Annotated in this window: 24 protein-coding genes; 12 read left to right on the forward strand and 12 right to left on the reverse strand. The window is 66.3% G+C overall.

From position 1 onward, the window contains the following. Nucleotides 1-35: 35 nt before the first annotated feature. Nucleotides 36-1,085 (reverse strand): rod shape-determining protein, encoded by a 1,050-nt coding sequence (locus GRI99_RS10885; protein ID WP_160772071.1) that lies wholly within the window; start codon nt 1,083-1,085, stop codon nt 36-38. A 183-nt stretch (nt 1,086-1,268) separates the two neighbouring features. Here GRI99_RS10885 and mutL point away from each other — a divergent pair, with 183 nt between their 5' ends. Then, on the forward strand, nt 1,269-3,095 hold the full coding sequence (gene mutL / locus GRI99_RS10890; RefSeq protein ID WP_160772072.1) for a DNA mismatch repair endonuclease MutL: 1,827 nt from the start codon (nt 1,269-1,271) through the stop codon (nt 3,093-3,095). After that, nucleotides 3,095-3,604, forward strand: coding sequence for a DUF6692 family protein (locus tag GRI99_RS10895; RefSeq protein WP_160772073.1), 510 nt, complete (start codon nt 3,095-3,097; stop codon nt 3,602-3,604). Before mutL ends, GRI99_RS10895 begins: the two co-directional genes overlap by 1 nt. A 1-nt stretch (nt 3,605) precedes the next feature. Here GRI99_RS10895 and GRI99_RS10900 read toward each other — a convergent pair whose 3' ends face one another. The 3 genes from GRI99_RS10900 to GRI99_RS10910 form a co-directional block, all read right to left on the reverse strand. Next, the gene (locus tag GRI99_RS10900; protein ID WP_160772074.1) at nt 3,606-4,406 is read right to left on the reverse strand and encodes a DUF1206 domain-containing protein; all 801 of its coding nucleotides are present in this window, start codon (nt 4,404-4,406) and stop codon (nt 3,606-3,608) included. Nucleotides 4,407-4,469: 63 nt separating this feature from the next. Next, nucleotides 4,470-5,201, reverse strand: a complete 732-nt coding sequence (locus GRI99_RS10905; protein ID WP_160772075.1) for an NYN domain-containing protein — start codon at nt 5,199-5,201, stop codon at nt 4,470-4,472. Nucleotides 5,202-5,237: 36 nt separating this feature from the next. Further along, nucleotides 5,238-5,888 (reverse strand): carbonic anhydrase, encoded by a 651-nt coding sequence (locus GRI99_RS10910; RefSeq protein WP_160772076.1) that lies wholly within the window; start codon nt 5,886-5,888, stop codon nt 5,238-5,240. Nucleotides 5,889-5,947: 59 nt separating this feature from the next. On the opposite strand from GRI99_RS10910, the gene lipA reads away from it, so the two are divergent. Continuing rightward, on the forward strand, nt 5,948-6,874 hold the full coding sequence (lipA, locus tag GRI99_RS10915) for a lipoyl synthase (protein WP_160772077.1): 927 nt from the start codon (nt 5,948-5,950) through the stop codon (nt 6,872-6,874). Beyond that, nucleotides 6,874-7,335, forward strand: coding sequence for a type II toxin-antitoxin system RatA family toxin (locus tag GRI99_RS10920; RefSeq protein ID WP_160772078.1), 462 nt, complete (start codon nt 6,874-6,876; stop codon nt 7,333-7,335). Before lipA ends, GRI99_RS10920 begins: the two co-directional genes overlap by 1 nt. Here GRI99_RS10920 and GRI99_RS10925 read toward each other — a convergent pair. The 3 genes from GRI99_RS10925 to GRI99_RS10935 are packed head-to-tail and all read right to left on the reverse strand — an operon-like array spanning nt 7,296 to nt 9,492. Next, on the reverse strand, nt 7,296-7,790 hold the full coding sequence (locus GRI99_RS10925; RefSeq protein ID WP_160772079.1) for a nicotinamide-nucleotide amidohydrolase family protein: 495 nt from the start codon (nt 7,788-7,790) through the stop codon (nt 7,296-7,298). The genes GRI99_RS10920 and GRI99_RS10925 overlap by 40 nt on opposite strands. Further along, nucleotides 7,787-8,320: a hypothetical protein gene (locus GRI99_RS10930; protein ID WP_160772080.1), complete on the reverse strand. Its 534-nt coding sequence runs from the start codon at nt 8,318-8,320 to the stop codon at nt 7,787-7,789. Before GRI99_RS10930 ends, GRI99_RS10925 begins: the two co-directional genes overlap by 4 nt. Before the next feature lie 14 nt (nt 8,321-8,334). Then, the gene (locus GRI99_RS10935) at nt 8,335-9,492 is read right to left on the reverse strand and encodes a bifunctional 2-C-methyl-D-erythritol 4-phosphate cytidylyltransferase/2-C-methyl-D-erythritol 2,4-cyclodiphosphate synthase (protein WP_160772081.1); all 1,158 of its coding nucleotides are present in this window, start codon (nt 9,490-9,492) and stop codon (nt 8,335-8,337) included. Nucleotides 9,493-9,564: 72 nt separating this feature from the next. On the opposite strand from GRI99_RS10935, the gene dusB reads away from it, so the two are divergent. From dusB to GRI99_RS10975, 8 genes are all read left to right on the forward strand, one after another. Then, on the forward strand, nt 9,565-10,587 hold the full coding sequence (gene dusB, locus GRI99_RS10940; RefSeq protein ID WP_160772082.1) for a tRNA dihydrouridine synthase DusB: 1,023 nt from the start codon (nt 9,565-9,567) through the stop codon (nt 10,585-10,587). Then, on the forward strand, nt 10,584-11,669 hold the full coding sequence (locus GRI99_RS10945; RefSeq protein ID WP_337192905.1) for a two-component system sensor histidine kinase NtrB: 1,086 nt from the start codon (nt 10,584-10,586) through the stop codon (nt 11,667-11,669). The genes dusB and GRI99_RS10945 overlap by 4 nt, the downstream gene beginning before the upstream one ends. A 4-nt stretch (nt 11,670-11,673) precedes the next feature. Further along, a complete protein-coding gene (locus GRI99_RS10950; RefSeq protein ID WP_160772083.1) occupies nt 11,674-13,080 on the forward strand; it encodes a sigma-54-dependent transcriptional regulator in 1,407 nt (468 codons plus the stop codon). 72 nt (nt 13,081-13,152) lie between these two features. Beyond that, nucleotides 13,153-15,399, forward strand: coding sequence for an ATP-binding protein (locus GRI99_RS10955; protein WP_160772084.1), 2,247 nt, complete (start codon nt 13,153-13,155; stop codon nt 15,397-15,399). 19 nt (nt 15,400-15,418) lie between these two features. Continuing rightward, nucleotides 15,419-16,813, forward strand: coding sequence for a nitrogen assimilation response regulator NtrX (gene ntrX / locus GRI99_RS10960; protein ID WP_160772085.1), 1,395 nt, complete (start codon nt 15,419-15,421; stop codon nt 16,811-16,813). A gap of 142 nt (nt 16,814-16,955) precedes the next feature. Next, entirely contained in the window at nt 16,956-17,540 is a 585-nt protein-coding gene (gene hfq / locus GRI99_RS10965) for an RNA chaperone Hfq (RefSeq protein ID WP_160772086.1), read from the forward strand. A gap of 56 nt (nt 17,541-17,596) precedes the next feature. Beyond that, nucleotides 17,597-18,859, forward strand: coding sequence for a GTPase HflX (hflX, locus tag GRI99_RS10970; RefSeq protein ID WP_337192906.1), 1,263 nt, complete (start codon nt 17,597-17,599; stop codon nt 18,857-18,859). A 7-nt stretch (nt 18,860-18,866) separates the two neighbouring features. Next, on the forward strand, nt 18,867-19,622 hold the full coding sequence (locus GRI99_RS10975; protein WP_160772087.1) for a Stf0 family sulfotransferase: 756 nt from the start codon (nt 18,867-18,869) through the stop codon (nt 19,620-19,622). A 3-nt stretch (nt 19,623-19,625) separates the two neighbouring features. Here the strand turns inward: GRI99_RS10975 and mazG are convergent, their stop codons facing one another. The 5 genes from mazG to metG are packed head-to-tail and all read right to left on the reverse strand — an operon-like array spanning nt 19,626 to nt 23,736. Next, nucleotides 19,626-20,393, reverse strand: coding sequence for a nucleoside triphosphate pyrophosphohydrolase (gene mazG, locus GRI99_RS10980; RefSeq protein ID WP_160772088.1), 768 nt, complete (start codon nt 20,391-20,393; stop codon nt 19,626-19,628). Between the two features lie 19 nt (nt 20,394-20,412). Further along, nucleotides 20,413-20,640, reverse strand: a complete 228-nt coding sequence (locus GRI99_RS10985) for a hypothetical protein (RefSeq protein ID WP_160772089.1) — start codon at nt 20,638-20,640, stop codon at nt 20,413-20,415. After that, the gene (locus tag GRI99_RS10990) at nt 20,637-21,404 is read right to left on the reverse strand and encodes an MBL fold metallo-hydrolase (RefSeq protein WP_160772090.1); all 768 of its coding nucleotides are present in this window, start codon (nt 21,402-21,404) and stop codon (nt 20,637-20,639) included. The genes GRI99_RS10985 and GRI99_RS10990 overlap by 4 nt, the downstream gene beginning before the upstream one ends. After that, nucleotides 21,401-22,177, reverse strand: a complete 777-nt coding sequence (locus GRI99_RS10995) for a TatD family hydrolase (RefSeq protein WP_160772091.1) — start codon at nt 22,175-22,177, stop codon at nt 21,401-21,403. The genes GRI99_RS10990 and GRI99_RS10995 overlap by 4 nt, the downstream gene beginning before the upstream one ends. Further along, entirely contained in the window at nt 22,177-23,736 is a 1,560-nt protein-coding gene (metG, locus tag GRI99_RS11000) for a methionine--tRNA ligase (protein ID WP_160772092.1), read from the reverse strand. The genes GRI99_RS10995 and metG overlap by 1 nt, the downstream gene beginning before the upstream one ends. Nucleotides 23,737-23,739: the final 3 nt, after the last annotated feature.

Below are 23,739 nucleotides of genomic sequence, written 5' to 3' on the forward strand. Positions count from 1 at the left end.
GACTGCCGAACCCTTCCCTTACAAAATGCCCCGCGTCACGCGGTCATCAGCACGCCGCGATAGACCGGGTCTTCCATCGCCCGGCCGGTGCCCATCGCCACGCAGGTGAGGGGGTCTTCGGCCACGGAGACGGGCAGGCCGGTCTCGTCGCGCAGGTGCTCGTCCAGCCCGCGGATCAGCGCGCCGCCACCGGTCAGCACGATGCCTTGGTCAACGATGTCGGCGGCCAGTTCGGGCGCGGTGTTTTCCAGCGCGATGCGGACACCTTCCACGATGGCGGCAATCGGCTCGCTCAGCGCTTCGGCGATGTGCGCCTGGTTGATGGTGATTTCCTTAGGCACGCCGTTCACCAGGTCGCGCCCCTTGATGGTCACCTGTTCGCCGATCCCGTCAGCCGGAACCACGGCAATGCCGTAATCCTTCTTGATCCGCTCGGCCGTGGCATCGCCGATCAGCAGGTTGTGGTGGCGGCGCACGTAACTGATGATGGATTCGTCCATCTTGTCACCCCCGGTGCGGACCGAGGTGGTATAGGCCAGGCCGCGCAGCGACAGGACGGCGACTTCGGTGGTGCCGCCGCCGATGTCCACCACCATGGAACCAACCGGTTCGGTCACCGGCATGTCGGCCCCGATCGCGGCGGCCATCGGTTCCAGGATCAGGAACACCTCGGACGCGCCGGCATTGCTGGCGGCATCGCGGATCGCGCGCTTTTCAACGCTGGTGGCGCCCGACGGGACGCAGATGACGATTTCCGGCGGCGACAGCATGCTGGTGCGCTTGCCGTTTACCTTGCGGATAAAGTGCTTGATCATCTCCTCGGCCACGTCGAGGTCGGCAATCACGCCGTCGCGCAGCGGACGGATTGCTTCGATGTTGTCCGGCGTCTTGCCCATCATCATCTTGGCATCGTCACCCACGGCCTTCACCCGCTTGATGCCGTTGATCGTCTCGATAGCGACCACGGAGGGTTCGTTCAGCACGATGCCGCCATCCTGAACATAGACCAGCGTGTTCGCCGTGCCGAGGTCGATGGCCATGTTACGCGAACCGAACTTGAAGAATTTCGAGAAAAAGGAACCCATTGAAAAATCCGTGATCTATGGCGAAGCCCAGCGGTAGGAACCGCCGCCTTGCCGCTGCGTTTTGCCGGAAGAGCCGCTCTCTAGCGCGGCGCGCGGGGAAAGGCCAAAATTTTGTGCGGACAGATGGTGAATTTTTACACCGTTTGGCTCGAAATGTCGGCGGCTGGTCGCTAGTCGTCTTGCATGCCCGCAATCCGCCGCCTGCCCGAACACCTGGTCAACCGCATTGCGGCGGGCGAGGTGGTGGAGCGGCCCGCCTCCGCGCTCAAGGAACTGATCGAGAATGCGCTCGATGCGGGGGCTACGCAGGTTTCCGTATCCTTGGCGGAAGGCGGGCTGGCGCGGCTGGAGGTCACCGATGACGGCTGCGGCATGGACCCGCCGGAAATGGCCCTCGCGCTGGAACGCCACGCCACCTCCAAGCTGCCCGATGAGGCGATCGAACAGGTGCTGACGCTGGGCTTCCGGGGCGAGGCACTGCCCAGCATCGCCAGCGTGTCGCGCCTTACGCTGGAGAGCCGCTCCCGCGCGGCTGTGCAGGGGTGGCGGCGGGTAGTCGATCACGGCACCATGGTGGACGAGGGCCCTGCCGCCCTGCCACCCGGCACGCGCGTGCGGATGGAAGGGCTGTTCGCCCGCGTCCCGGCCCGCCGCAAGTTCCTCCGCTCGGCGCGCAGCGAATATGCCGCCTGCCTCGATGTGGTCCGCCGCCTGGCGCTCGCCCGGCCCGAAGTGGGTTTTACGCTGGAGCATGACGGCTGGCGCGTGCTCCACCTGCAACCGGGGCAGGACATGGCCGGGCGCGCCGCACAGGTGGTGGCGCGCGAACTGGCCGATAATGGCGTGGCCATTGATTTCGAACGCGACGGAGACTTTGGGGCACTGCGGCTCTCCGGCGTGGCGGGGCTGCCCACCTACAACCGCGGCGTGGCCGATCACCAGTACCTGTTCGTCAACGGCCGCCCGGTGAAGGACCGGCTACTGGTGGGTGCCGTGCGCGGTGCCTATTCCGGGATGCTGGCGCGCGACCGCCATGCCGTGCTGGCGCTGTTCCTCGACCTGCCGCCGGAGGAGGTGGACGTAAACGTCCATCCGGCCAAGACCGAGGTGCGCTTCCGCGATGCCACGGCCGTGCGCGGGTTCATCGTCTCGGCCCTGCGCCAGGCACTTGCCACCGGCGACCGGCGCAGCGTCCAGGCCCCCGATGGCGCGGCGATGGGGCGCTGGCAGGCCGAACCTCTGGCCCCGCCCGAACCGCCAGCCCTGCGTTCGATCTTCGAGGGGCGCGACTGGTCCGCGCCCGCGGCGCGCGTGGCCGAAGCTCCTGCTGCCTGGAGGAGCCATGCCGCGTCGGTGCCGGCCCAGCCCCTGGGGCGGGCCGAGGCTGCCGCCGAACCCGTGCTGCCACAGGCTGACTATCCGCTGGGCGTGGCGCGTGGCCAGGTGGCCAATACCTACATCGTGGCTGAAACGCCCGACGGGCTGATCCTGGTGGACCAGCATGCGGCGCACGAACGGATCGTGCTGGAGCGCCTGCGCGCTGCCCGGTCCGAATCTGGCACCGGCCAGGCAGCGGCCGCCTCGCAGGCCCTTCTGTTGCCCGAAGTGGTGGAACTGGACGAAGTTGCCTGTGACAGGCTTGAGGACAGCGCCGCCGCCTTCCTGCCCTATGGCCTGGAGGTCGAGCGCTTTGGCCCCAACGCCATGCTGGTGCGCGCCATGCCTGCTGCGCTCAAGGGCGGCGATCCGGCGGCCCTGCTGGGCGACTTGGCCGATGACCTGGCAGCAAACGGCGCATCGCTGCTGCTGGGCGAGCGGGTGGAGCACGTGCTGGCGACGATGGCCTGCCACGGATCAGTGCGCGCCGGTCGCCCGCTGACCGTGGCTGAAATGAACGCCCTGTTGCGCGAGATGGAGGCCACGCCCCGTTCCGGCCAGTGCAACCACGGGCGGCCCACCTGGGTGAAGCTGTCGCTGGCCGATGTCGAAAAACTGTTCGGGAGGCACTGATGCGGCGCACTCTACCCCTGCTGGGCCTGATCCTGCTGCTACCCTCCTGCGCCGCCGAGCCTTCAGCCGAGGAGCAGCAGCGGATTGACGATGCCAAGGTGGCGGCGGTGGAAGCGGCCAATGCCATGCCCCCGCCACTGGAAGAGTTGCGGCCCGAGATCATTACCGAGGAGGATATTGCCGAAGCCCGGATCGAGGGGGCGCATTGCACCTATATGCCCGGCGTCAATTCCAGCCCCCGCCTGATCGTGCGCCCGCTCGACGCATACATGAAGCTTGATGGCGACATGGTGCGGCTTGCGGCGGACAGCGGCTCGCTGGAATTGGCGGGTGGCACGCGGACGACTTACAACGGGCGGGCCATGGTGGTGAAGCTGGCGATGGACGGCGACCAGGGCAGCATCACCATCGACGATGCCTATGGCCGCGAGGTCTATGCAGTGACCGGCACCGTTGCCTGCGTGGACGGGGGCGAAGCGCCAGCCAATCCTGCGCAGGCGGACCTTTAGCCTACCACCCCCGGCGCTTGCTCCTCACTGTCCGCATGTCCACCTCGGGGATGATGCGGAAGCGGGCCAGGATCAGGCTGAACAGGCCGAACAGCAGCAGCCCGATGGACACCAGCGTGAACCACGGATCCATGCCCGACAGCGACTGGACCGCCTCGCCCAGTGTCTTAACCCGGGCCGAACTGCCGGTAAGCCAGCCGGCATCGATCAGCGACCAGCCGATGATGGCGAACACCACCGCGCGGGCAAGATAGCCGATCGTGCCAAGGCTCCGCGTGACTTCGGGTGCATCGCGCGCGATATCCGCCATGAACGAGCCGCTGATCGCTTCCCTGGCCTGCTGCGCTGCCGCGCCGAAGAAACACAGTCCCAGCAGACCCAGCACAGTGCCCCCCAGCGTCACCCCCAGCAGGCCCGCCGCAGCTTCCTGCGCCGCGCTGCCGCCGGCGCTGTCATAGGTGGCAAAGCCATAGGCGGTGAAGGCCAGGGCCAGGTGTCCCAGGCCCGATGCGCCGTGGCCGGCGCGCGTCGCCAGCCCGCGCTTGTCGCTGCCGTGGTTTTCGATGTCGAAGGTGGCGGAAGCAAGGCGGAACAGGCCGTAGAAGGTGAAGCCCAGCACCATGAGCCATAGCAGCGCGGTGCCCAGCGGCAGTTCACGGATGGCCACGAAAATCCCGTCGGTTCCCTGCTGCAGGTGTCCGGCGGAGGTGAGGCCGATATAGCCCAGCATCATGTAAAGCACGGCGCGGGCGGCAAACCCCACGCGCACCAGCGTGCTGAACTTGGTTGGCGGCGTGTGCATGGCGGGTCCCCGGCAATTGTGTTTGCACGGGTAACGCGGGGTGCGGCGAATGGTGCCTGCGGTCTATCGCACCCGTTTTACATAGACCCCGTCAGCGCGGCGTTCGGTCCGGAAGCCGGGCAGGGCCCCGATCATCTCTCCCAACGTGGCATAGCCATAATTGCGGGCATCGAAACTTGAGCGGTTGTTGGCGAACTTGCCGATTTCGGCAAGGCGGGCAAAACCCTGCTCGTCGCGCTTGGTTTCCTTCCACGCCTTGCCGATCAGCGCCACCACTTCGGGATCGACCGGTTGCGGGCCGTTGGCGGGGGCGGGTTCGGCCTCCGGCTGGGGCGGGGGTGCGTCGGCAGCGGCGGAGGCGATCAGCTTGTCAACTTCGATGAAGCGGGTGCAGGCGGTCTGGAAGGCCAGCGGCGTCTTGCTGTTGCCAAAGCCATAGACCAGCACGCCGTCCTGCCGCAGGCGCATAGCCAGCGGGGTAAAGTCGCTGTCGCTGCTCATGATGGCAAAGCCATCCACCTTGCCTCGGTAGAGCAGGTCCATCGCATCGATGGTCATCGCCATGTCGGTGGCGTTCTTGCCCTTGGTCAGGTCAAACTGCTGGTGCGGGGCGATGCCATAACGGTGCAGCGTCTTGTCCCACCCCATCAGCCCGCGCTTGGTCCAGTTGCCATAGGCGCGGCGGATGGACACCTGGCCCAGCGTGGCCAGCACGTTCAGCACGGGGTCGATGCCTTCGCGCGATACGTTGTCGGCATCGATCAGCAGGGCGATGTTCTTCAGGCGCTCTTCCATTGCCCATCCATGCAGCGATGGACCGGCTGGCGCAAGCTAGCTGACCGGCGAAAACTCGCCGCTGTCCTCGTCCAGCAGGCGCAGCAGGCCGTCGCTGATGGAGAACAGCGCGCCCGTCAGCCGCAGGTCGCCGCGCGCTTCCTTGGTGGAAACGCAGGGGAAGGTGCGCAGGTTCTTGAGGCTCACGCGCACGCCGGCCTGTTCCATCGCCCGTTCCGCCTCGCGGCCTTCAGTGCCGTGAGCGGCAACGATATCGTCGCGCTCGTCATCCAGCAGGCTGATCCAGTCGGCCACGAAGCCGCCCTTGCCACGCTCGCAGCCGTGCATAGACTGGGTCAAGGCCGCCTGGCAGCCGCCGCACATGCCGTGGCCCATGACCACGATTTCCTTTACCTTGAGGAACTGCACGGCAAATTCCAGCGCGGCGGATACGCCGTGGAGGCCGGGCGTGGTCTCGAACGGGGGCACCAGCGCAGCCACGTTGCGGACCACGAAAATCTCGCCCGGATCGACATCGAAGATCTGCGTGGGGTCCACCCGGCTGTCGGAACAGGCGATAATCATCACCTGCGGCTGCTGGCCCTCGCGCAAGGTGGACCAGCGCTCGCGCCGCGGTTCCCAGCCAGTTTCCCGAAAGCGCCGGTAGCCGGCGATGAGCGATTGCAGTTCTGCCGATTCTGTGACCATGGCGGCTCTCTGCCAAGCGCCATTGCAAGGTGCAAGACCCTCCCCTAAGTGGGCCCCTGATGAACGACCTGGCCAACGCTCCCGAACCCCCGCGCCAGCGCAAGCCGGACTGGATCCGGGTGAAAGCGCCTGTCAGCAGGGAATACCACGCCACGCGCCAGTTGATGCGCGACCTCAGCCTCAACACCGTGTGTGAGGAAGCGGCGTGCCCCAACATCGGCGAATGCTGGAGCAAGAAGCACGCCACGGTGATGATCCTGGGTGACGTCTGCACGCGCGCCTGCGCCTTTTGCAACGTGAAGACCGGGATGCCGCGCCAGGTCGATCCGCTGGAGCCCGAGCACGTGGCCACCGCTGCTGCCAAGATGGGGCTGGAGCATATCGTCATCACCAGCGTGGACCGCGATGACCTGCCCGATGGCGGGGCGGGGCAGTTCGTCAAGGTGATCGAGGCGCTGCGGCGGACCACGCCCGATACCACCATCGAAATCCTCACCCCCGATTTCCGCGGCCGGATGCGCCCGGCGGTGGAGGCGATTTGTGCTGCTGGACCAGACGTTTACAATCACAATCTCGAAACCGTGCCAAGGCTCTATCCCACCATCCGCCCGGGTGCGCGCTATTACGCCTCGCTGCGCCTGCTGGAAGAAGTGAAGCGCCACGATCCGCTTATCTTCACCAAGAGCGGGATCATGCTGGGGCTGGGCGAACAGCGGCTGGAAGTGCACCAGGTGATGGACGACATGCGCAGCGCGGACGTCGATTTCATCACCATGGGCCAGTATCTCCAGCCCACGCCGAAGCACGCGCGGGTGGAGGAATTCGTCACCCCGCAGGTGTTCGGCGGCTATGGCGCGGTGGCGCGGGCCAAGGGCTTCCTGCAGGTGGCCGCCAGCCCGCTGACCCGGTCAAGCTATCACGCGGGCGACGACTTTGCCCAGATGCGCGCCGAGCGTGAACGGCGCTTAGCCAAGCAGCAAGCCTGATGCCTGCGATCAGCGAAACCCGTGTGCTGCCGTATTCGGCAGAGCAGATGTTCGACCTGGTGGCCGACGTTGGCCGCTATCCCGAATTTCTGCCCTGGGTGGTCGCCACCCGCGTGCGCGGCCGCACCGATGCGGGGATGGAGGCCGACATGCTGGTGGGCTTCAAGGCGATCCGCGAGAAGTTTACCAGCCGGGTGCTGCTGGACCGGCCGCACTCGGTAAAGGTGCATTACGTGGATGGTCCGCTGCGCGATCTGGACAACAACTGGACCTTCACCCCGCTGCCCGATGGTGGCTGTGAATTGTCCTTCAGCGTGGATTTCACCTTTAAGAACCTGATGTTCGAGGCGCTGGCCGGCCAGTATATCGACCGCGCCTTCCGCAAGATGGTGGCCGCGTTCGAGGAACGGGCCGCCGCGCTTTACGGCAGCAGCAGTTCCAGCGCCGACAGCGTGGCCTGAAGCCGCACGCCATCGCGGGTCTTTTCCGCGAAAACCTTGTGCTCGGCCTCGGGCTTGTCGCTGCCGCGCACCATGCGGGCGAAGACCACCGTGCCCACCGGCTTCTCCTCGCTACCCCCGTCAGGCCCGGCAATGCCGCTGATGGCCACGGCAACATCGGCCTTGCTGCGGGCGAGGGCCCCCTGCGCCATGGCATAGACGCAGGCGACCGAGACGGCCCCGAAGGCATCGATGATGTCCTTCGAAACGCCCAGCATCTCCACCTTGGCGTCATTGGAATAGGTGACGAAGCCGCGCTCGAACACGGCTGAGCTTCCGGCCACTTCGGTCAGCGCGGCAGCGACCAGGCCACCTGTGCAGCTTTCCGCCACCACCACCTTGCGGCCCGCGGCGCGGTTTTCGGCCACTACGCGTTCGGCCAGTTCGGCAATCTTCTTGGGCAGGAGATGGGTCACCGGCGGGATGTTCCTGTAGTTGTAGCGGCAGCACGGCTGCGGCCCTGGGCCTCGGTCACCAGCACGCCCATCAGCGAGGCGAGGTTTTCCGCCGGCAGCGGGTCGAGCAATTCGAGCACGCGGTTGTACCTGGCGCAGTCGGTCAACTGCACCTCGCTCTGCACCTTGCCGGCGATCAGCTCGCGCGCCAGCGGCTCGATGTTCTCGGCGGGAAGCTGGCCCAGCAGGGCGGCCATCTGCGGATTCTCGGCGGTGACCATGCGGGTCAGCGCGGCGCGCGCGGCGGGGAAGCGCCCGCGCGATGCCTGGTCCAGCCGCCCCGCCAGCGCATCGCCCCGGGTGCGGATATAGGCGCTGCCCGGCAATTGCGTGGCGCACCGGGTCTGCAGGGCGCGGAAGGCATGGGGCATGGCATAGAGGGCAACGGCGTTGACTTCCGCCTCGCTCATCTGCGGCAGCTCCTGCGCGGAGGCGGGCAGGGTGGTAGCAACAAGGGCAAGGGCAGCGGCGGCAGTGCGGAAGGCGGACATGGCGAGATCCTTCGTCAGTTGGCGACCAGCGTGGCCACGGCCTGGGCGGCAATGCCTTCGCCGCGGCCGGTAAAGCCAAGTCGCTCGGTTGTGGTCGCCTTCACGTTGACACGTTCTGCCTGAACCCCCAGCAACCGCGCCAGTTCCGCCCGCATGGCATCGCGGTGCCTGCCGATCTTGGGCGCTTCGCAGACGATCGTGACGTCGACGTTACCGATGGCATAGCCCTTTGCCGCCGCCAGGCTGACGGCGTGTTCCACGAACCGGCCCGAAGCGGCCCCGCGCCATTGCGGATCGCTGGGCGGGAAGTGCAGGCCGATATCCCCTTCGCCCGCCGCGCCCAGCACGGCATCGACCACCGCGTGAAGCGCCACATCGGCGTCGGAATGGCCGGCCAGGCCCTTGTCATGCTCGATCTTGAGGCCGCACAGCCACAGTTCCTCGCCCTCGGCCAGGCGGTGAACGTCATACCCTGTCCCGGTGCGGATCATGGGGGCCTGCTCCTGTATAAAATCACCCGCAAAGGTCAGCTTGTGCAACCGCTCGTCACCCTCGACCAGCGCCACCGACAGGCCGGTGGCATGGGCCACTTGCGCATCGTCGCCCGCATCGGTGGGGCCTTGCCACTCGCTGTGCGCCGCCAGAATATCGGCAAAGCGGAACGCTTGCGGGGTCTGCACCCGGCGCAACGCCTCGCGCTCGGCCTTGCCCTTCATCAGATCATGGGCGGCGCTGACCATGGAATCCACCACCGGCAGCACGGGAATGGCCGCCGGATGGTCTGCCAGCGCGGCCACCAGCCTGGCGATCACCTCTGGCGGGCAATCGGGGCGCGCGGCATCGTGGACGAGCACCAGATCAGGCGCCTGGGTCGCCAGCGCTTCCAGCCCGGCGCGTACCGATTCCTGCCGCGTCTCGCCGCCGGTGACGAGGGTGAACGGCTCCAGCCCGGCCAGCATCTCGCCTGCCAGCGCATCCGCGCCCTCCGGGATCACCGCACACAGCGTGCCAACCCCGCCCGCACGCAGCCTTTCGGCGGCGTGCCGAAGCACCGGCTTGCCGCGCCACAGGGCAAACTGCTTGGGCAGGGGCTGGCCGGCGCGCAGGCCCTTGCCCGCCGCGACGATCACGGCGGCGAGACTCTGCGAGGCGAGGGGAGCGGGGGTGCTCATTACCCGGCGCGCGCTAGCCGCTTGCCGCGCCCCTCGCAATCCACTAAGCGCTGCCCAATATTTAGGCACACCATGACCAGCCCCGCTATTCCCACCCCGCCGGCCCTGAAGCCGATTGCCATCGGCCCCGTGCGGATCGATTGCCCGGTCGTGCTTGCGCCGATGACGGGTGTCAGCGACCTGCCGTTCCGCACGCTGGTGCGGCGCTATGGCTCGGGCCTCAACGTGACCGAGATGATCGCCAGCGAGGCGGCGATCCGCGAAACCCGCCAGTCGATCCAGAAGGCCGCATGGGCCCCGGCGGAAGAGCCGGTGTCGATGCAGCTTGTCGGTTGCGATCCCGCCAGCATGGCCGAAGCCGCCAAGCTGCAGGAAGGGCAGGGCGCAGCGATCATCGACATCAACTTCGGCTGCCCGGTGCGCAAGGTGGTGGGCCAGTTTGCCGGCAGCGCCCTGATGCGCGAGGTGCCGCTGGCGATCAGGCTGATGGAAGCCACGGTCAAGGCGGTGAAGGTGCCGGTTACCGTGAAGATGCGGATGGGCTGGGACCATGCCAGCCTCAACGCGCCGGAACTGTCGCGCATCGCGCAGGACCTGGGCGTGCAGATGATCACCGTTCACGGCCGCACCCGCAACCAGATGTATCAGGGCAATGCCGACTGGTCTTTCGTGCGCCGCGTGAAGGATGCCGTGACCATCCCGGTAATCGTCAACGGCGATATCTGTTCGATCCACGATGCCGCAACCGCGCTGGAGCAGTCCGGCGCGGACGGGCTGATGATCGGGCGCGGATCTTATGGCAAGCCGTGGCTGCTGGGCCAGGTGATGCACTGGTGGCAGACTGGCCAGGCACTGGATGCCCCGCCGCTGGCCGAGCAGTATGCTACGCTTGTGGAACATTACCGCCACATGATCGACCACTACGGCGAACATGCCGGGGTGCGCATCGCCCGCAAGCACCTGGGGTGGTACACCAAGGGTTTGCACGGATCGGCCGAGTTCCGCAATTTCGTGAACACCATAGACAATCCGAAACTGGTGCTGGAGGAGCTGGACCGCTTCTACAGCCCCGTGCTGGAGCGCCTGGCCGCGTGAGCGCCGCGCCCGACAGCATTCCCGCCCAGCCACCCGGCGCAGCGGAGCTGATTGCGGGCCTGACCTTTGCCATGCTGGTGGTAACGCCGGACCTCGTCATCCATTCGGCCAACCCGGCGGCGGAGAGCATGCTGGGCCGCAGCGCCAAGCGCCTGGCGGGGCGCGATCTTACCAGCGTGCTCGACTTCAGCGAACCGCACGTGGCCGAACACCTGCGCCGCAACAGCGAGCAACTGCTGGCCCGCGGCGTGCCGATGCGGCTGGGTGACCGGGCCGTGCTGGTCAACCTCACCGTCTCCCCCGTGCCGACCCATCCGGGCTGGCGGGTGGTGACCCTGTCGGACGCGGGGCAGGGCGAGCGGTTCGGCAACGAGGAACGCCGAGTATCGCTGCGTGGCCCCGCCGTGCTGGCGCACGAGATCAAGAACCCGCTGGCGGCCATCCGCGGCGCGGCGCAACTGGTCGCCCGCCAGTTGGACGAAGGCAAGCGCGACCTGACCAACCTTATCACCGACGAGGTTGACCGCATCGCCCAGTTGATCGACCGGATGCAGCGCCTGGGGCGCGAGAAACCGGAGCCGGTGGCCCCGCTCAACCTCCACGCCGCCATCCACCGCGCGGTGGATACCGTGCAGGCTGCATCGGGCATGAAGCTGGCCGTACGCGAGGAGTTCGACCCCTCCCTTCCGCCGGTCATGGCGAATGAGGGCGCACTGGTGCAGGTGCTGATCAACCTGCTGAGCAATGCCCGCGATGCCTGCGCGGGGCAGGCGCAGCCGCAGGTGGTGATCCGCACCCGCTTCGTGGCCGGGCTGGTGATGAACGTGTTCCGCCTCGGCCGCCCGGTAAAGCTGCCGATCGAGGTGCAGGTGAGCGACAACGGCCCCGGGATCGATCCGGCGGTGGAGCAGCACATTTTCGAACCGTTCGTGTCCAGCAAGCCCAACGGCCAGGGGCTGGGGCTGGCGCTGGTGCAGAAGCTGGTGCGCGACATGGACGGGCGCATCAGCCACGAGCGCGATACTGCGGGTGGCTGGACGCATTTCCGCATCCACCTGCCGATGGCCAGACAGGGAGATTAAGCGGATGCCCAGGCGTGCCCTGCTGGTCGAGGACGATACCGCCATCGCGCTGGTAATCACCGCTGCGCTGGAGGACGAGGCCTTTACCGTCGACCGTTGCGACCGGATTGCCGAGCGCGACCGGCTGCTGGCGGAAAACGCCTATGACGTGATGCTGACCGATGTGATCCTGCTGGACGGTGACGGCATTGCCACCCTGCCACAGGTTACGGCTGCCTGGCCGGCAATGCCGGTGATCATCCTGTCGGCGCAGAACACGCTGGATACCGCTGTGCGCGCCAGCGACACTGGGGCCTTCGAATACTTCCCCAAGCCTTTCGACCTCGATGAACTGGTGCGCGCGGCGTGCCAGGCGGCGGATTCCCACGGGCGCAGTGCGGGCGAGGTGGAGGAAGCGGCCGATGGCCTGCCGTTGATCGGCCGCAGCCAGAAGATGCAGGAGGTCTATCGCCTGATCACCCGCGTCCTGCGCAATGACCTGACCGTGCTGGTGCTGGGCGAATCGGGCACCGGCAAGGAGCTGGTGGCCGAGGCGATCCACCAGCTCGGCGCGCGCAAGGGCGGGCCCTTCGTGGCGGTCAACACCGCCGCGATCCCGCGCGAGCTGATCGAAAGCGAACTGTTCGGCCACGAGAAAGGGGCCTTCACCGGCGCCACCAGCCGCAACATCGGCAAGTTCGAACAGGCCAACGGCGGCACCCTGTTCCTTGACGAGATCGGCGACATGCCGCCCGAGGCGCAGACCCGCCTGCTGCGCGCGCTGCAATCGGGCCGCATCCGGCGCGTGGGCGGCGACCAGGAGATCGCCATCGACGTGCGCATCATCGCCGCCACCAACCGCGACCTGGAACCGATGATCGCCGCCGGCACCTTCCGCGAGGACCTCTACTACCGCCTCAACGTCGTGCCCATCCAGTTGCCGCCCCTGCGCGACCGGCAGAGCGATATCGAGCCACTGGCCCGCCACTTCCTGCGCCGCGCCGCACAGGAAGGCCTGCCGCAGCGCCGCCTTTCGCCCGCCGCACTGGAAGTGCTGGAGCGCCAGCCGTGGCGCGGCAACGTGCGTGAACTGCGCAACTTCATCTTTCGCGCTGCGCTGCTGGCGCGCGAGGACGAGATCGACGCTGCCAGCATCGAAGGCCTGCTGGCCGGCGCGGCGGCGGAAAGCGGCCTCACGCCCGGCCAGGATATCGGCGCGGTGATCCGCCAGTGGCTGGAGCAGGCGACGCTCCCCAGTGGTGACCTCTACCACAGTGCCCTTGCCGCGTTCGAGAAGCCGCTGTTCGAACATGCCCTGGCCCGCACCGGCGGCAACCAGTTGCGTGCGGCCCAGCTCCTGGGGATCAACCGCAACACCCTCCACAAGCGGCTGGGCGAGCTGGCGATCGACCCGGACGTGTTCTCGCGCTGATCGTCGCATTTGCGCAACGCTGGGCGACAATTCACTTGCAAATCTGCAACAGCAGCGTTGTAACCATGCCACGTGACATCGCCAGCCGATCTTCCTGCGCCTGACCGCCCGGTCCGCCGCCTGCCCCGCTGGTGGCGGCGCGCGCAGATCGCCTCGCGCCGCTGGAACCTGTTTGCCTGGCTGGAAGCGGCCGCCGCCATAACGCTTGTCACCATGCTGGTGACCACCTGGCTGGCCCTGTCGCGCCAGTCCGATGCCGGGGACCTGTTGCCGGCAACCCAGGCGGCCGCCCTGCTGGTGGGCACGCTGATCCCGGCTCTGTCGCTGATCGTCTTGTGGGGCCGGCGCATTGCGATCAGGCGGGCGGGAGGAACCACTGCGCGGCTGCACGTGAACCTGGTGTTCTTCTTCAGCCTGGTGGCGGCCATCCCGACACTGATCGTGGCCGTCTTCGCCTCGCTGATCTTTCAGTCGGGCGTGGAATTCTGGTTCTCGGACCGGCAGCGCAGCCTGCTGGAGGACGCCAACGAACTGGCGCGCGGATATTATGACGAGAACCAGCGGGAAGTGGGGGCCGAAGGCGTCGCCATGGCCGGTGACTTGCGGTTTTTCCTGCAGCAGATGCCGGTTTCGAGCGCCGAGTTCCAGGAGCAGTATTTCCTGCAGGTCTACACCCGCGAGCTGAGTGAAAGCGCCATCCTGCAAGAGGCGAACGACGGTTCGATGCGGGTTATTGCCATCGCCGATCCGGCCGAGGACAGCACCCGCCAGCGCGTTTCTCCGGAAGCAATGGCCCACCTGCGGGCCGGCGAAAGTGTCGTCGTCAATGCTACTCCGCAGCGGATCGAGGCCGTCGCCCCGATTGATATTGCCGAAGGTGTGGTGCTCTATGTGGCGCGCGGGTCTGACGTGAACGCACTCAGCCAGTGGCAGCGGGCGCAGGACGTTGCCGCCAGTTACAATGCCATGTCGGACCGGGCATGGGTGCTGCAACTGCGCTTCAACATGCTCCTGTTCGGTGTGGCGATCCTGCTGGTGAGTCTCGCGGTGTGGGCGGCCCTGCGCTTTGCCGACCGGCAGGTGAAGCCGTTGGCCGAACTGGTCAACGCCGCGCGCGAGATTGGCAGCGGCAACTATGCCATGCGCGTATCGGGCCGCACCGGGCCGGACGAGATCGGCCTGCTCAACCGCGCGTTCAACTCGATGACCGCGCAGATCGAGCGCCAGACCGATGCCCTGATCGGGGCCAACCGCCAGTTGGGCGAGCGCCGCGCCTTTATCGAAACCGTGCTGGAATCGATCACCGCAGGTATCGTTTCGGTGGACGATGATGGCCAGGTGCTGCTGATGAACTCCTCGGCGAAAGGCATCCTGCTGGAGCAGTCCGCCGCCTCGCCCGTGGGGTTGCGGCTGGAGCAGGTCTCGCCCGAAATCGCCACCTTTGCCGCCGGCGGGGCCAGCAGCGGACTTGTCCAGTACAGCAAACAGGGAGAGCTGCTGACGCTGGCCATCAAGCAGTCGGCTTCCGGCGGGGGCAAGGTGATCACCTTCGAGGACATCACCCGCCAGTTGCTCGATCAGCGGCAGGCCGCCTGGTCCGACGTGGCGCGGCGCATCGCGCATGAGATCAAGAACCCGCTGACCCCGATCCAGCTTGCCACCGAACGGATCAAGCGCCGCTACTCGCGCCAGATCGAGCAGGACGCCGAGTTGTTCGACGAGCTGACCGGCACCATCATCCGCCAGGTGGGCGACCTCAGGAAGATGGTTGACGAATTCTCCAGCTTCGCCCGCCTCCCAAAGCCGGTGTTTCGCCAGGAAGACGCGGTCGACCTGGTACGCCAGGGGATGTTCCTGCAGGAAGTGGCCAACCCGGAGATCACCTACGCCTTCAGCATGGACGCCGACATCCCGCCGATCTGGTGCGATCGCCACCAGTTTGGCCAGGCGATGACCAACGTGCTGAAAAACGCGGCCGAGGCGATCGAGGCGAGGCGACGCGATGCCGAGCCCGATTATCGCGGCAAGGTGCGTGTGGCGATCAAGCTGGAACCCCATCACTTGCGCGTGATGGTGACCGACAACGGCGTGGGCCTGCCCAGCGGGCGGGGCGATATCATGGAACCCTATGTCACCACGCGCGAGAAGGGCACGGGACTGGGCCTCGCCATCGTCAAGAAGATCGTCGAGGAACACGGTGGGGAACTGGCCTTCAGCCCGGCCGAGCATGATGAAGGCGGGGAGGGCGGTGCCTGCGCCAGCTTGCGCTTTGCCATCCACCCGGCGGCCATCCAATCCGGCAGCGAGGCGGCCGAATGACATTTACGGAGCTTAGGTAATGGCGCTCGATATCCTGGTAGTCGATGACGAACTGGACATCCGCGAACTCGTGGCCGGCGTGCTGAGCGACGAGGGCTACGAATGCCGCACGGCAGGGGACAGCACCACGGCGCTGGCCATGATCGACCAGCGCCGCCCCAGCGTGGTGTTGCTGGACGTGTGGCTCCACGGCAGCCCGATGGACGGTCTGGAGGTGCTTGATGCCATCAAGGCGCGAGAGCCCAGCCTGCCGGTGATCATTTTCTCCGGCCACGGTAATATTGACACCGCCGTCTCCGCAGTCAGCCGCGGGGCGATGGATTTCCTCGAAAAACCGTTCGAAACCAGCCGCTTGCTTTTGCTTGTTGAGCGGGCGACGGAAACCGAGCGCTTGCGCCGCGAAAACGCCCGGCTGCGCGAAGGCTTTGCCGCGCATGACGAGTTCACCGGCAATTCCAACGCCATAAACCAGGTGCGTGCCACACTGAAGCGGGTGGCCAATACCGGCAGCCGCGTGCTGATCAGCGGGCCGGGCGGATCGGGCAAGGAAGTGGCCGCGCGCCTGCTTCACGCCTGGAGCCCGCGGGCGGACAACGCCTTCGTCACGGTCAACTCGGCGCGCATCACGCCCGAACGGTTCGAACAGGAGCTGTTCGGCGAGGAGGCCGATGGCAAGCTGCTGCGCCCGGGCCTGCTGGAAATGGCCAACGGCGGCACGCTCTACCTCGACGAGGTGGCCGACATGCCGCTCAACACCCAGGCCCGCATCCTGCGCGTACTGACCGACCAGAGCTTCGTCCGAGTGGGCGGCTCTCGGCAGGTGGGGGTGGACGTGCGCGTGGTATCCTCCACCGCGCGCGACCTGGAGGTGGAGATTAGCGAGAAGCGCTTCCGTGAAGACCTGTTCTATCGCCTCAACGTGGTGCCCATCGCCATCCCCTCGCTGGCCGACCGGCGTGACGACATTCCGGCTTTGTCGGACCACTTCTTTACCCGTTACGCCCGCGAACAGGGCCTGGCCGCCCCCACCATCACGGCCGAGGCGATGGCGGCGTTGCAGGCCTATGACTGGCCCGGCAACGTGCGGCAATTGCGCAACGTGGTGGAACGCACCGTCATCCTCACTCCGCGCGAATCCTTCGGCAGTATCGGGCCGGACCTGCTTCCCCCCGAGATCGTGGGCGGGGGCGGTGACACTGGGGCAGGGATGCCGTCCCTGATGGGCGTTCCGCTGCGCGAGGCGCGCGAGAATTTCGAGCGCGAGTACCTGCGCATCCAGATCCGCCGCTTCTCCGGGAACATCTCCAAGACCGCCGGGTTCATCGGCATGGAACGCTCGGCCCTGCACCGGAAACTGAAGATCCTTGGCATGGGCGAGCGCAAGGAAGGTGACGAAGAGGGCGAAGAGGGTTAGACTTCGATTCGCGGCAGCCCGCAGACCGGCTGTCAGCGTGCAAGAATTCGGTCTGCACCCGGTTGTCCGCTGTTTGTCACAGCGAACGGCCAGATTGCGAACTGTCGGCAAGGCAGTCGCCAAAAACAGGAGTCCGATCTTTATGGCCAGAGCCACCCTTACGCCCCGCGCCCGCCCCACACCCCCGCCGGCGCCGCCCGCTCCCCCTGCAACCGCGCAGTCTTCGACTCCCGGCCAGGGCGCCAAGTCGGGCAGCTTGCAGGACCTGTTCCTGAATTACCTGCGCAAGGAGAAGATCTCCGTCACCATGTTCCTGGTGAAGGGCGTGAAGCTGCAGGGCATCGTTACCTGGTTTGACAATTTCTCGATCCTGCTGCGCCGCGATGGCCAGTCGCAACTGGTCTACAAGCACGCGATCAGCACGATCATGCCGGTGCAGCAGGTGGACGTGGGCCTGTTCGATGGCCACGCCGATGGCGGCCGCAAGCAGCGCCTCCTGCAGGACGTGTTCCTCAGCCGCGTGCGCGAGGCCGAAGTGCAGGTGACCATGTTCCTGGTCAACGGCGTGATGCTGCAGGGCCGCATCGCCAGCTTCGACCAGTTCTGCATGCTGTTGGAACGCGAAGGCTATGTGCAACTGGCCTACAAGCACGCGGTATCCACGATCCAGCCCGCCAGCCACGTGGAGCTGTCGGACGATTATGATGACGAGGATGACGGCTCCTGATTTTCGGTAACGACGACGTCGCCGGCGAGGTTACTCGCGGGGCGCGGGCGCTGGTTGTGTGCCCGGACATTCGCGGCCAGCGCAGCGGACAGGACCCGGAGGCGCGCCTGGAAGAGGCGCGGGGCCTGGCCATGGCGATCGGCATCGTGGTGGCGGAAAGCTATATCCTGCCCGTGCGCACCCTCCGGCCGAACACGCTGTTCGGCGAAGGGCAGGTGCAGCGCATGGCGACCGATTGCGAGCTGCACGAAGCGGAGCTGGTGATCGTCGATGGCGCGCTCAGCCCCATCCAGCAGCGCAATCTTGAGGACAAGCTGAAGCGCAAGGTGATCGACCGGACCGGCCTGATCCTCGAGATCTTCGGCGAACGGGCGGCCACGGCGGAAGGCCGCCTGCAGGTGGAGCTGGCGCACCTCGACTATCAGCAGAGCCGCCTGGTCCGGTCCTGGACCCACCTGGAACGCCAGCGCGGTGGCTTCGGCTTCCTCGGCGGTCCGGGCGAAACGCAGATCGAGGCTGACCGGCGGATGATCCGCGCCCGCATGGGCAAGCTGCGGCGCGAGCTTGAGCAGGTGAGGAAAACGCGGGAATTGCACCGCAAGCGGCGGGGCAGGGCACCCTGGCCGGTGATCGCGCTGGTCGGCTATACCAATGCCGGCAAGAGCACGCTGTTTAACCGGGTGACCGGGGCGGAGGTGATGGCGGAAGACCTGCTGTTTGCCACGCTCGATCCCACCATGCGGGCGATCTCCATGCCGGGGGTGGAAAAGGCCATCCTGTCGGACACCGTAGGCTTCATCTCCGACCTGCCGACGCAGCTTGTCGCCGCCTTCCGCGCCACGCTGGAGGAAGTGACTGCGGCCGACATCATCCTCCACGTGCGCGATATGGCCAACCCCGACAGCGCGATGCAGAAGGCGCAGGTGATGCGCGTGCTGGCCGATCTTGGCGTGACCGCCGAGGACGAGGGCGAGGGCTCTATTCCCATCATCGAGGTGTGGAACAAGGTCGACCTGCTGGACGAGGAGCGGCGCGAGGAGCTGGCCGAGCAGGCGCGTGCCACCCCCGATGTTGTCGTCATCTCGGCGCTAACGGGTGAGGGAATCGATGCCCTGTTCGCCCAGCTTGGCGAGCGGCTGACCAAGGGCGCGCGGCTGCATCACTTCGCCATTCCGGCCGGCGAGGGCGGACATATCGCCTGGCTCTATGCGCATGGTGACGTGGTGGCTGACGAGGCCCCCGGCGACGGGGAAACACGCGAGATCGCCGTGCGCCTGAGCGAGAAGGACCTTGGCCGGTTCGCCGCCATGCGCCACTAAGGGCGGGATGATCGCCGGGATTACCACGGGTTACGAAGCGGAATTCGACTTTCCCGCCTGGGCCGGGCCGCCGCGCCTGCCCTGGCTGCTGGCTTCACTGCCGCGCGCCGGATCGACCTGGTTCAGCCACGAGCTGTGGGCCACCGGCTGCCTTGGCGCGCCGCTGGAATACCTGAATTTCGAGCCCGGCGGGCCCTGGGGCCATGCTTCCGGCCGGCCTGACGAGCAGGCGCGCCTGTGGCGGCAGGCGCTGGCCACCCGCACATCGCCCAACGGGGCCTTCGGCTTGAAGGCATTTCCCGGGCAGTTGCACCATGTCCAGCGGGGCAATCCCGCGCTGGTGGCCGAGGTCATGCGGCTGCTGCTGGGTCCGGCAGCGCCGCGCAAGGTAGTGGAATTGCGCCGCCGCGACCGGCAGGCCCATGCCGTATCCTATGCCCGCGCCCTGCTCTCCGGCGTGTGGCGCGCCGAGCAGGAGCGCGAGGGGAGGGAGGAGCCGGAATTTTCCTCCCTGGCGGTTGAGCGGGCCATGGCCATGCTCGACCAGCAGCAGGCAGGTTGGCAGGCGATGTATGCCGACCTGGGCGTGGTGCCGCTGTTGCTGTGGTTCGAAGACGCGCTGGCCGACCCGGCAGGGGCCCTGGCGCAAGTGGCGGATCACCTTGGCACCAGGCTGGATCCGGCGGCGAGGGTGGCGGTGCCCCCGATCAGGCGGCAGGCGCAGGATGGCGCGCGTGACTGGCTGGGCAGGCTGGGCGGCTAGGCCCTAACCGCGCTCCGCCGCCTTGGCCCGCTGCCAGTAGGCTTCCTGTTCGTCGAGCGACAGGCTGGCGAAATCCTGGCCGTCGGCGGTGGCAAGATGTTCCATCTGGCGAAATCGTCCTTCGAATTTGGCATTGCCGGCGCGCAGGGCATCCTCGGCTGAAATGCCATAGCTGCGCACCACGTTGACGGCCGCGAACAGCAGGTCACCTGCTTCCAGCAACCGGTCATGGTCAGTGGTGGCGTTGGCCAGCTCGTCCAGTTCTTCCACGATCTTGGCGGATGGTTCTGCCGGATCGGGCCAGTCGAAGCCGACGCGGGCGGCGCGCTTCTGCAATTTCTCCGCGCGCATCAGCGCCGGCAGCGCCTGGGCCACACCATCGAGCGCGCTGGAATGGCCCCTGGCGGCGCGCTCGGCAGCCTTCTGGTCTTCCCAGCGCGCCAGATCCGGCCCGCCGGTTTGCGCGCCGAAGATATGCGGGTGCCGACTTTCCATCTTGTCGCAGATAGCTGTGACAACATCTTGATAGGAAAACAGACCCTGTTCCTCGGCCATCCTCGCATGGAACACCACCTGCAGCAGCAGGTCGCCCAGTTCTTCGCGCAGTTCCGCCATGGCGCCGCGCTGGATGGCGTCGGCGACTTCGTAGGCTTCCTCGATCGTATAGGGCGCGATCGTGGCGAAGGTTTGCGCGGTGTCCCAGTCGCATCCGGTAACGGGATCGCGCAGGCGGGCCATGATGGCGAGGAGGCGGCTGGTGGAGTCTGGCATGTTGGGATGATAATATATATTATGTAAAATTACGATCGCTGTCCGGAGAGGGGGCCAACACAGGGGCCGGATTTGCCTTCTCGTCGATATATGCGGCAATTCCCGCCGCGACCACGAAGATGCATCCCCAAGCCAGCACCAGAACCAGCGTCCGCTTGCCACCGCCGCGATGGACGCGCCAGGTGCTGAGGACCAGTCCCAGCGCCATCAGCAGATAGATGAGCCGTGGCCAGTCCAGTTCGGTCATGCCATCAGCTCCAGCCCGTCATAGCCGACGATCACGTTGCCCGGCACCTCGGCCTGCAAGCTGGCAAAATCCATGCTTTTGTCCAGATGCGACAGCACCACCTTGCCGGCCTTGCAACGCTGGCCAAGCTCCAGCGCCATGGCCAGGTGTGCATGGGTCGGATGCGGTTCGCGGCGCAGGCAATCGGTCACCAGCACGTCCACGCCGCTAAACAGCGCCACCATATCGGCAGTAATCTCGCTGAAGTCCGTTGCGTAAACAATTGATTTTCCGTCAGCTTCGAACCGGTAGCCCGTCGTCTGCGTGGGACCGTGCGGCATTTCCACCGAAGCGACCGAGAATCCGGCGAATATCCGCAGCCGCTCCAGCGTCTGCAGTTCCACCAGCGTGTGATAACCGTGCTGGCCGGCAAAAACATAGTCGAACCGCAGCTTTAGCCGCCGCGCGGTCTGCGCCGAGGCGAACCCCGGCAGCGGCGCGGCGCGGCCATAGCGCATGGGCCGCAGGTCATCGATGCCGTGGCAGTGGTCGGCGTGGTCGTGGGTCCAGAACACCGCGTCCACCCGGTCGATCCGGTTGGAGAGCAATTGCTGGCGCAGGTCCGTGGACGTATCCACCAGCAACCGCTTGCCTTCATTGCTTTCGACAATAACCGAGACACGCGTGCGCCGGTTCTTGGGCTCCGCAGGATCGCAGTCCCCCCAATCGTCACCGATGCGCGGTACGCCGGTGGAGGTGCCGGAACCGAGCATCAGCAACTTCACGGGCGGGCTTTCCCGAACAATCGGAAGAAGTTGTCTGTTGTTTGTGCCGCCAGGTCTTCAGCCCTCTCGCCGCGCAATTGCGCCACAAAGGCGGCCGTGTCACGCACATAGGCCGGCTCGCACGTCTTGCCCCGGTGCGGCACGGGGGCGAGGAACGGGCTGTCGGTTTCCACCAGCAGACGGTCCGCCGGGATTTCGGCCGCGAAGGCCTGCAAGTCGCGCGCATTCTTGAAGGTCACGATACCGGAAATGGAGATGGTCAGCCCCAGTTCCAGCATCCGGCGGCCAAAAGCGGGGCTGGCGGTGAAGCAGTGGATCAGCGCGGGGAAGGCCCCCTGCCCCATTTCCTCGGCAATGATCGCGGCGGTATCGTCATCGGCATGGCGCGTGTGGATCACCAGCGGCAGGCCGGTGGCGCGGCTGACCGCGATATGGGTGCGGAACAGGGCCTGCTGCACCGCGCGGTCTGACTTGTCGTAATAGTAGTCGAGGCCGGTTTCCCCGATGCCGATCACCCGCGGGTGTTCTGCCGCTGCCAGCAGCGCGGCTTCGCCAAGGTCGACGTGGCCATCGGCCTCGTGCGGGTGGATGCCGACGGTGGCCCAGACATCCGGCTCGCGCTCGGCAGTGGCGATGACGGTCTGCCATTCGCTCTGCCGCGTGGAAATATTGAGGAAGCCGCCCACCCCGGCGCTGCGCGCGGCAGCCAGCACCTCGCCCTGCCGTTCGGCAAGGCCGGCGTAATTCAGGTGGCAGTGGCTATCGACCAGCATCAGGCCTCTTCTGCCGGCAGTTCCAGGCGCGGGAAGATCCCTTCCGGCTTGGCCAGGCGGAAGTCGCTTTCCGCAAGCTGGGAGTACCAGTGCGAGCCGATACCCGCCAGCGTCCGCAATTCCGGTGCAAGGCCCATGGCATCGAGCAGCCGCGTCATCGAACCGGGCATCACCGGCAGCACGGCCACGGCAAGCTGCGCGATGCAGATATAGAGCGTGCCCAGCACATCGCGCATGCGCTGCTCGTCAGTTTTTTTCAGCGCCCAGGGAGCCTGGGCATCGATGTAGGCATTGCAGGCGAACACGGCGCCCATCCAGGCTTCGAGCGCTTGGGCAAAGGCGAGCTGGTCATAGGCGGGGGGCATTTCCTGACGCACGGCCTTGTCGACCAGGGCAAACAGGGCTTCATCCTCCGGAGTATGGCCGGAAATTGCCGGCAGGCTGCCCTCGCAGTTCTTGAAAACCTGGCTCAGCGTGCGCTGTGCAAGGTTGCCGAAGCTGTTCGCGAGTTCGGAATTGGACCGGTTTACAATGGCTTCTGCAGAATAGCTGCCGTCCTGCCCAAAGCTGAATTCGCGCAGCAGGAAATAGCGCAGGTTGTCCACCCCATAGCGGTCCGCCAAGTCCGCCGGATCGGTGACGTTGCCCAGCGATTTCGATTCCTTCTGGCCCCGGTTAAGCAGGAAGCCGTGGCCGAACACCTTCTTCGGCAGGGCGATTTTCGCGCTCATCAGGAAGGCCGGCCAGTAAACCGTGTGGAAGCGGACGATGTCCTTGCCGATCAGATGCAGGTCCGCCGGCCAGAACTTCGCCATGTCGCCGTCCATGTCCGGATAGCCCAGGCCAGTGATATAGTTGGTGAGGGCATCCACCCACACGTACATCACGTGATCCTCGTGCCCCGGCACCTTCACGCCCCAGTCGAAGCTGGTGCGGCTAACCGAAAGGTCGCGCAGGCCCCCTTCGACGAAACGCATGACCTCGTTGCGGCGCGCCTCGGGCTGGATGAAATCGGGGTTGTCGCGATAGAGCGCCAGCAGCGGCTCCTGGTATTTCGACAGGCGGAAGAACCAGCTCTCCTCAACCGTCCATTCCACCGGCGTGCCCTGGGGCGACAGCTTCTCGCCCCCATCCCCCTCGGTCAGCTCGCTGGCATCGTAATAGGCTTCGTCGCGCACCGAGTACCAGCCTTCATAGCGATCGAGGTAGAGATCGCCGCTGGCTTCCATCGCCTGCCAGATGGCCTGGCTGGCCGTGTGATGTTCGGCCTCGGTCGTGCGGATGAAGCGGTCATAGCTGAGATCAAGCTTGTCGAACAAGGCGCGGAAATGGCCAGACATTTCATCGGCCAGTTCGCGCGGAGTGATGCCCAGGTCGCGCGCCTTCTGGGCCATCTTCAGGCCATGTTCGTCTGTGCCGGTCTGGAAGCGCACCTCGCGCCCTTGCAGGCGGTGCCAGCGGGCGAGCACGTCAGCGGCAATGGTTTCGTAGGCATGGCCGATGTGCGGCTTGCCGTTGGGATAGTGGATTGCGGTAGTGAGGTAAAAGGTTTCGGCCATGGG

It is taken from the genome of Alteraurantiacibacter buctensis (assembly GCF_009827655.1).
Lineage (GTDB): Bacteria > Pseudomonadota > Alphaproteobacteria > Sphingomonadales > Sphingomonadaceae > Alteraurantiacibacter > Alteraurantiacibacter buctensis.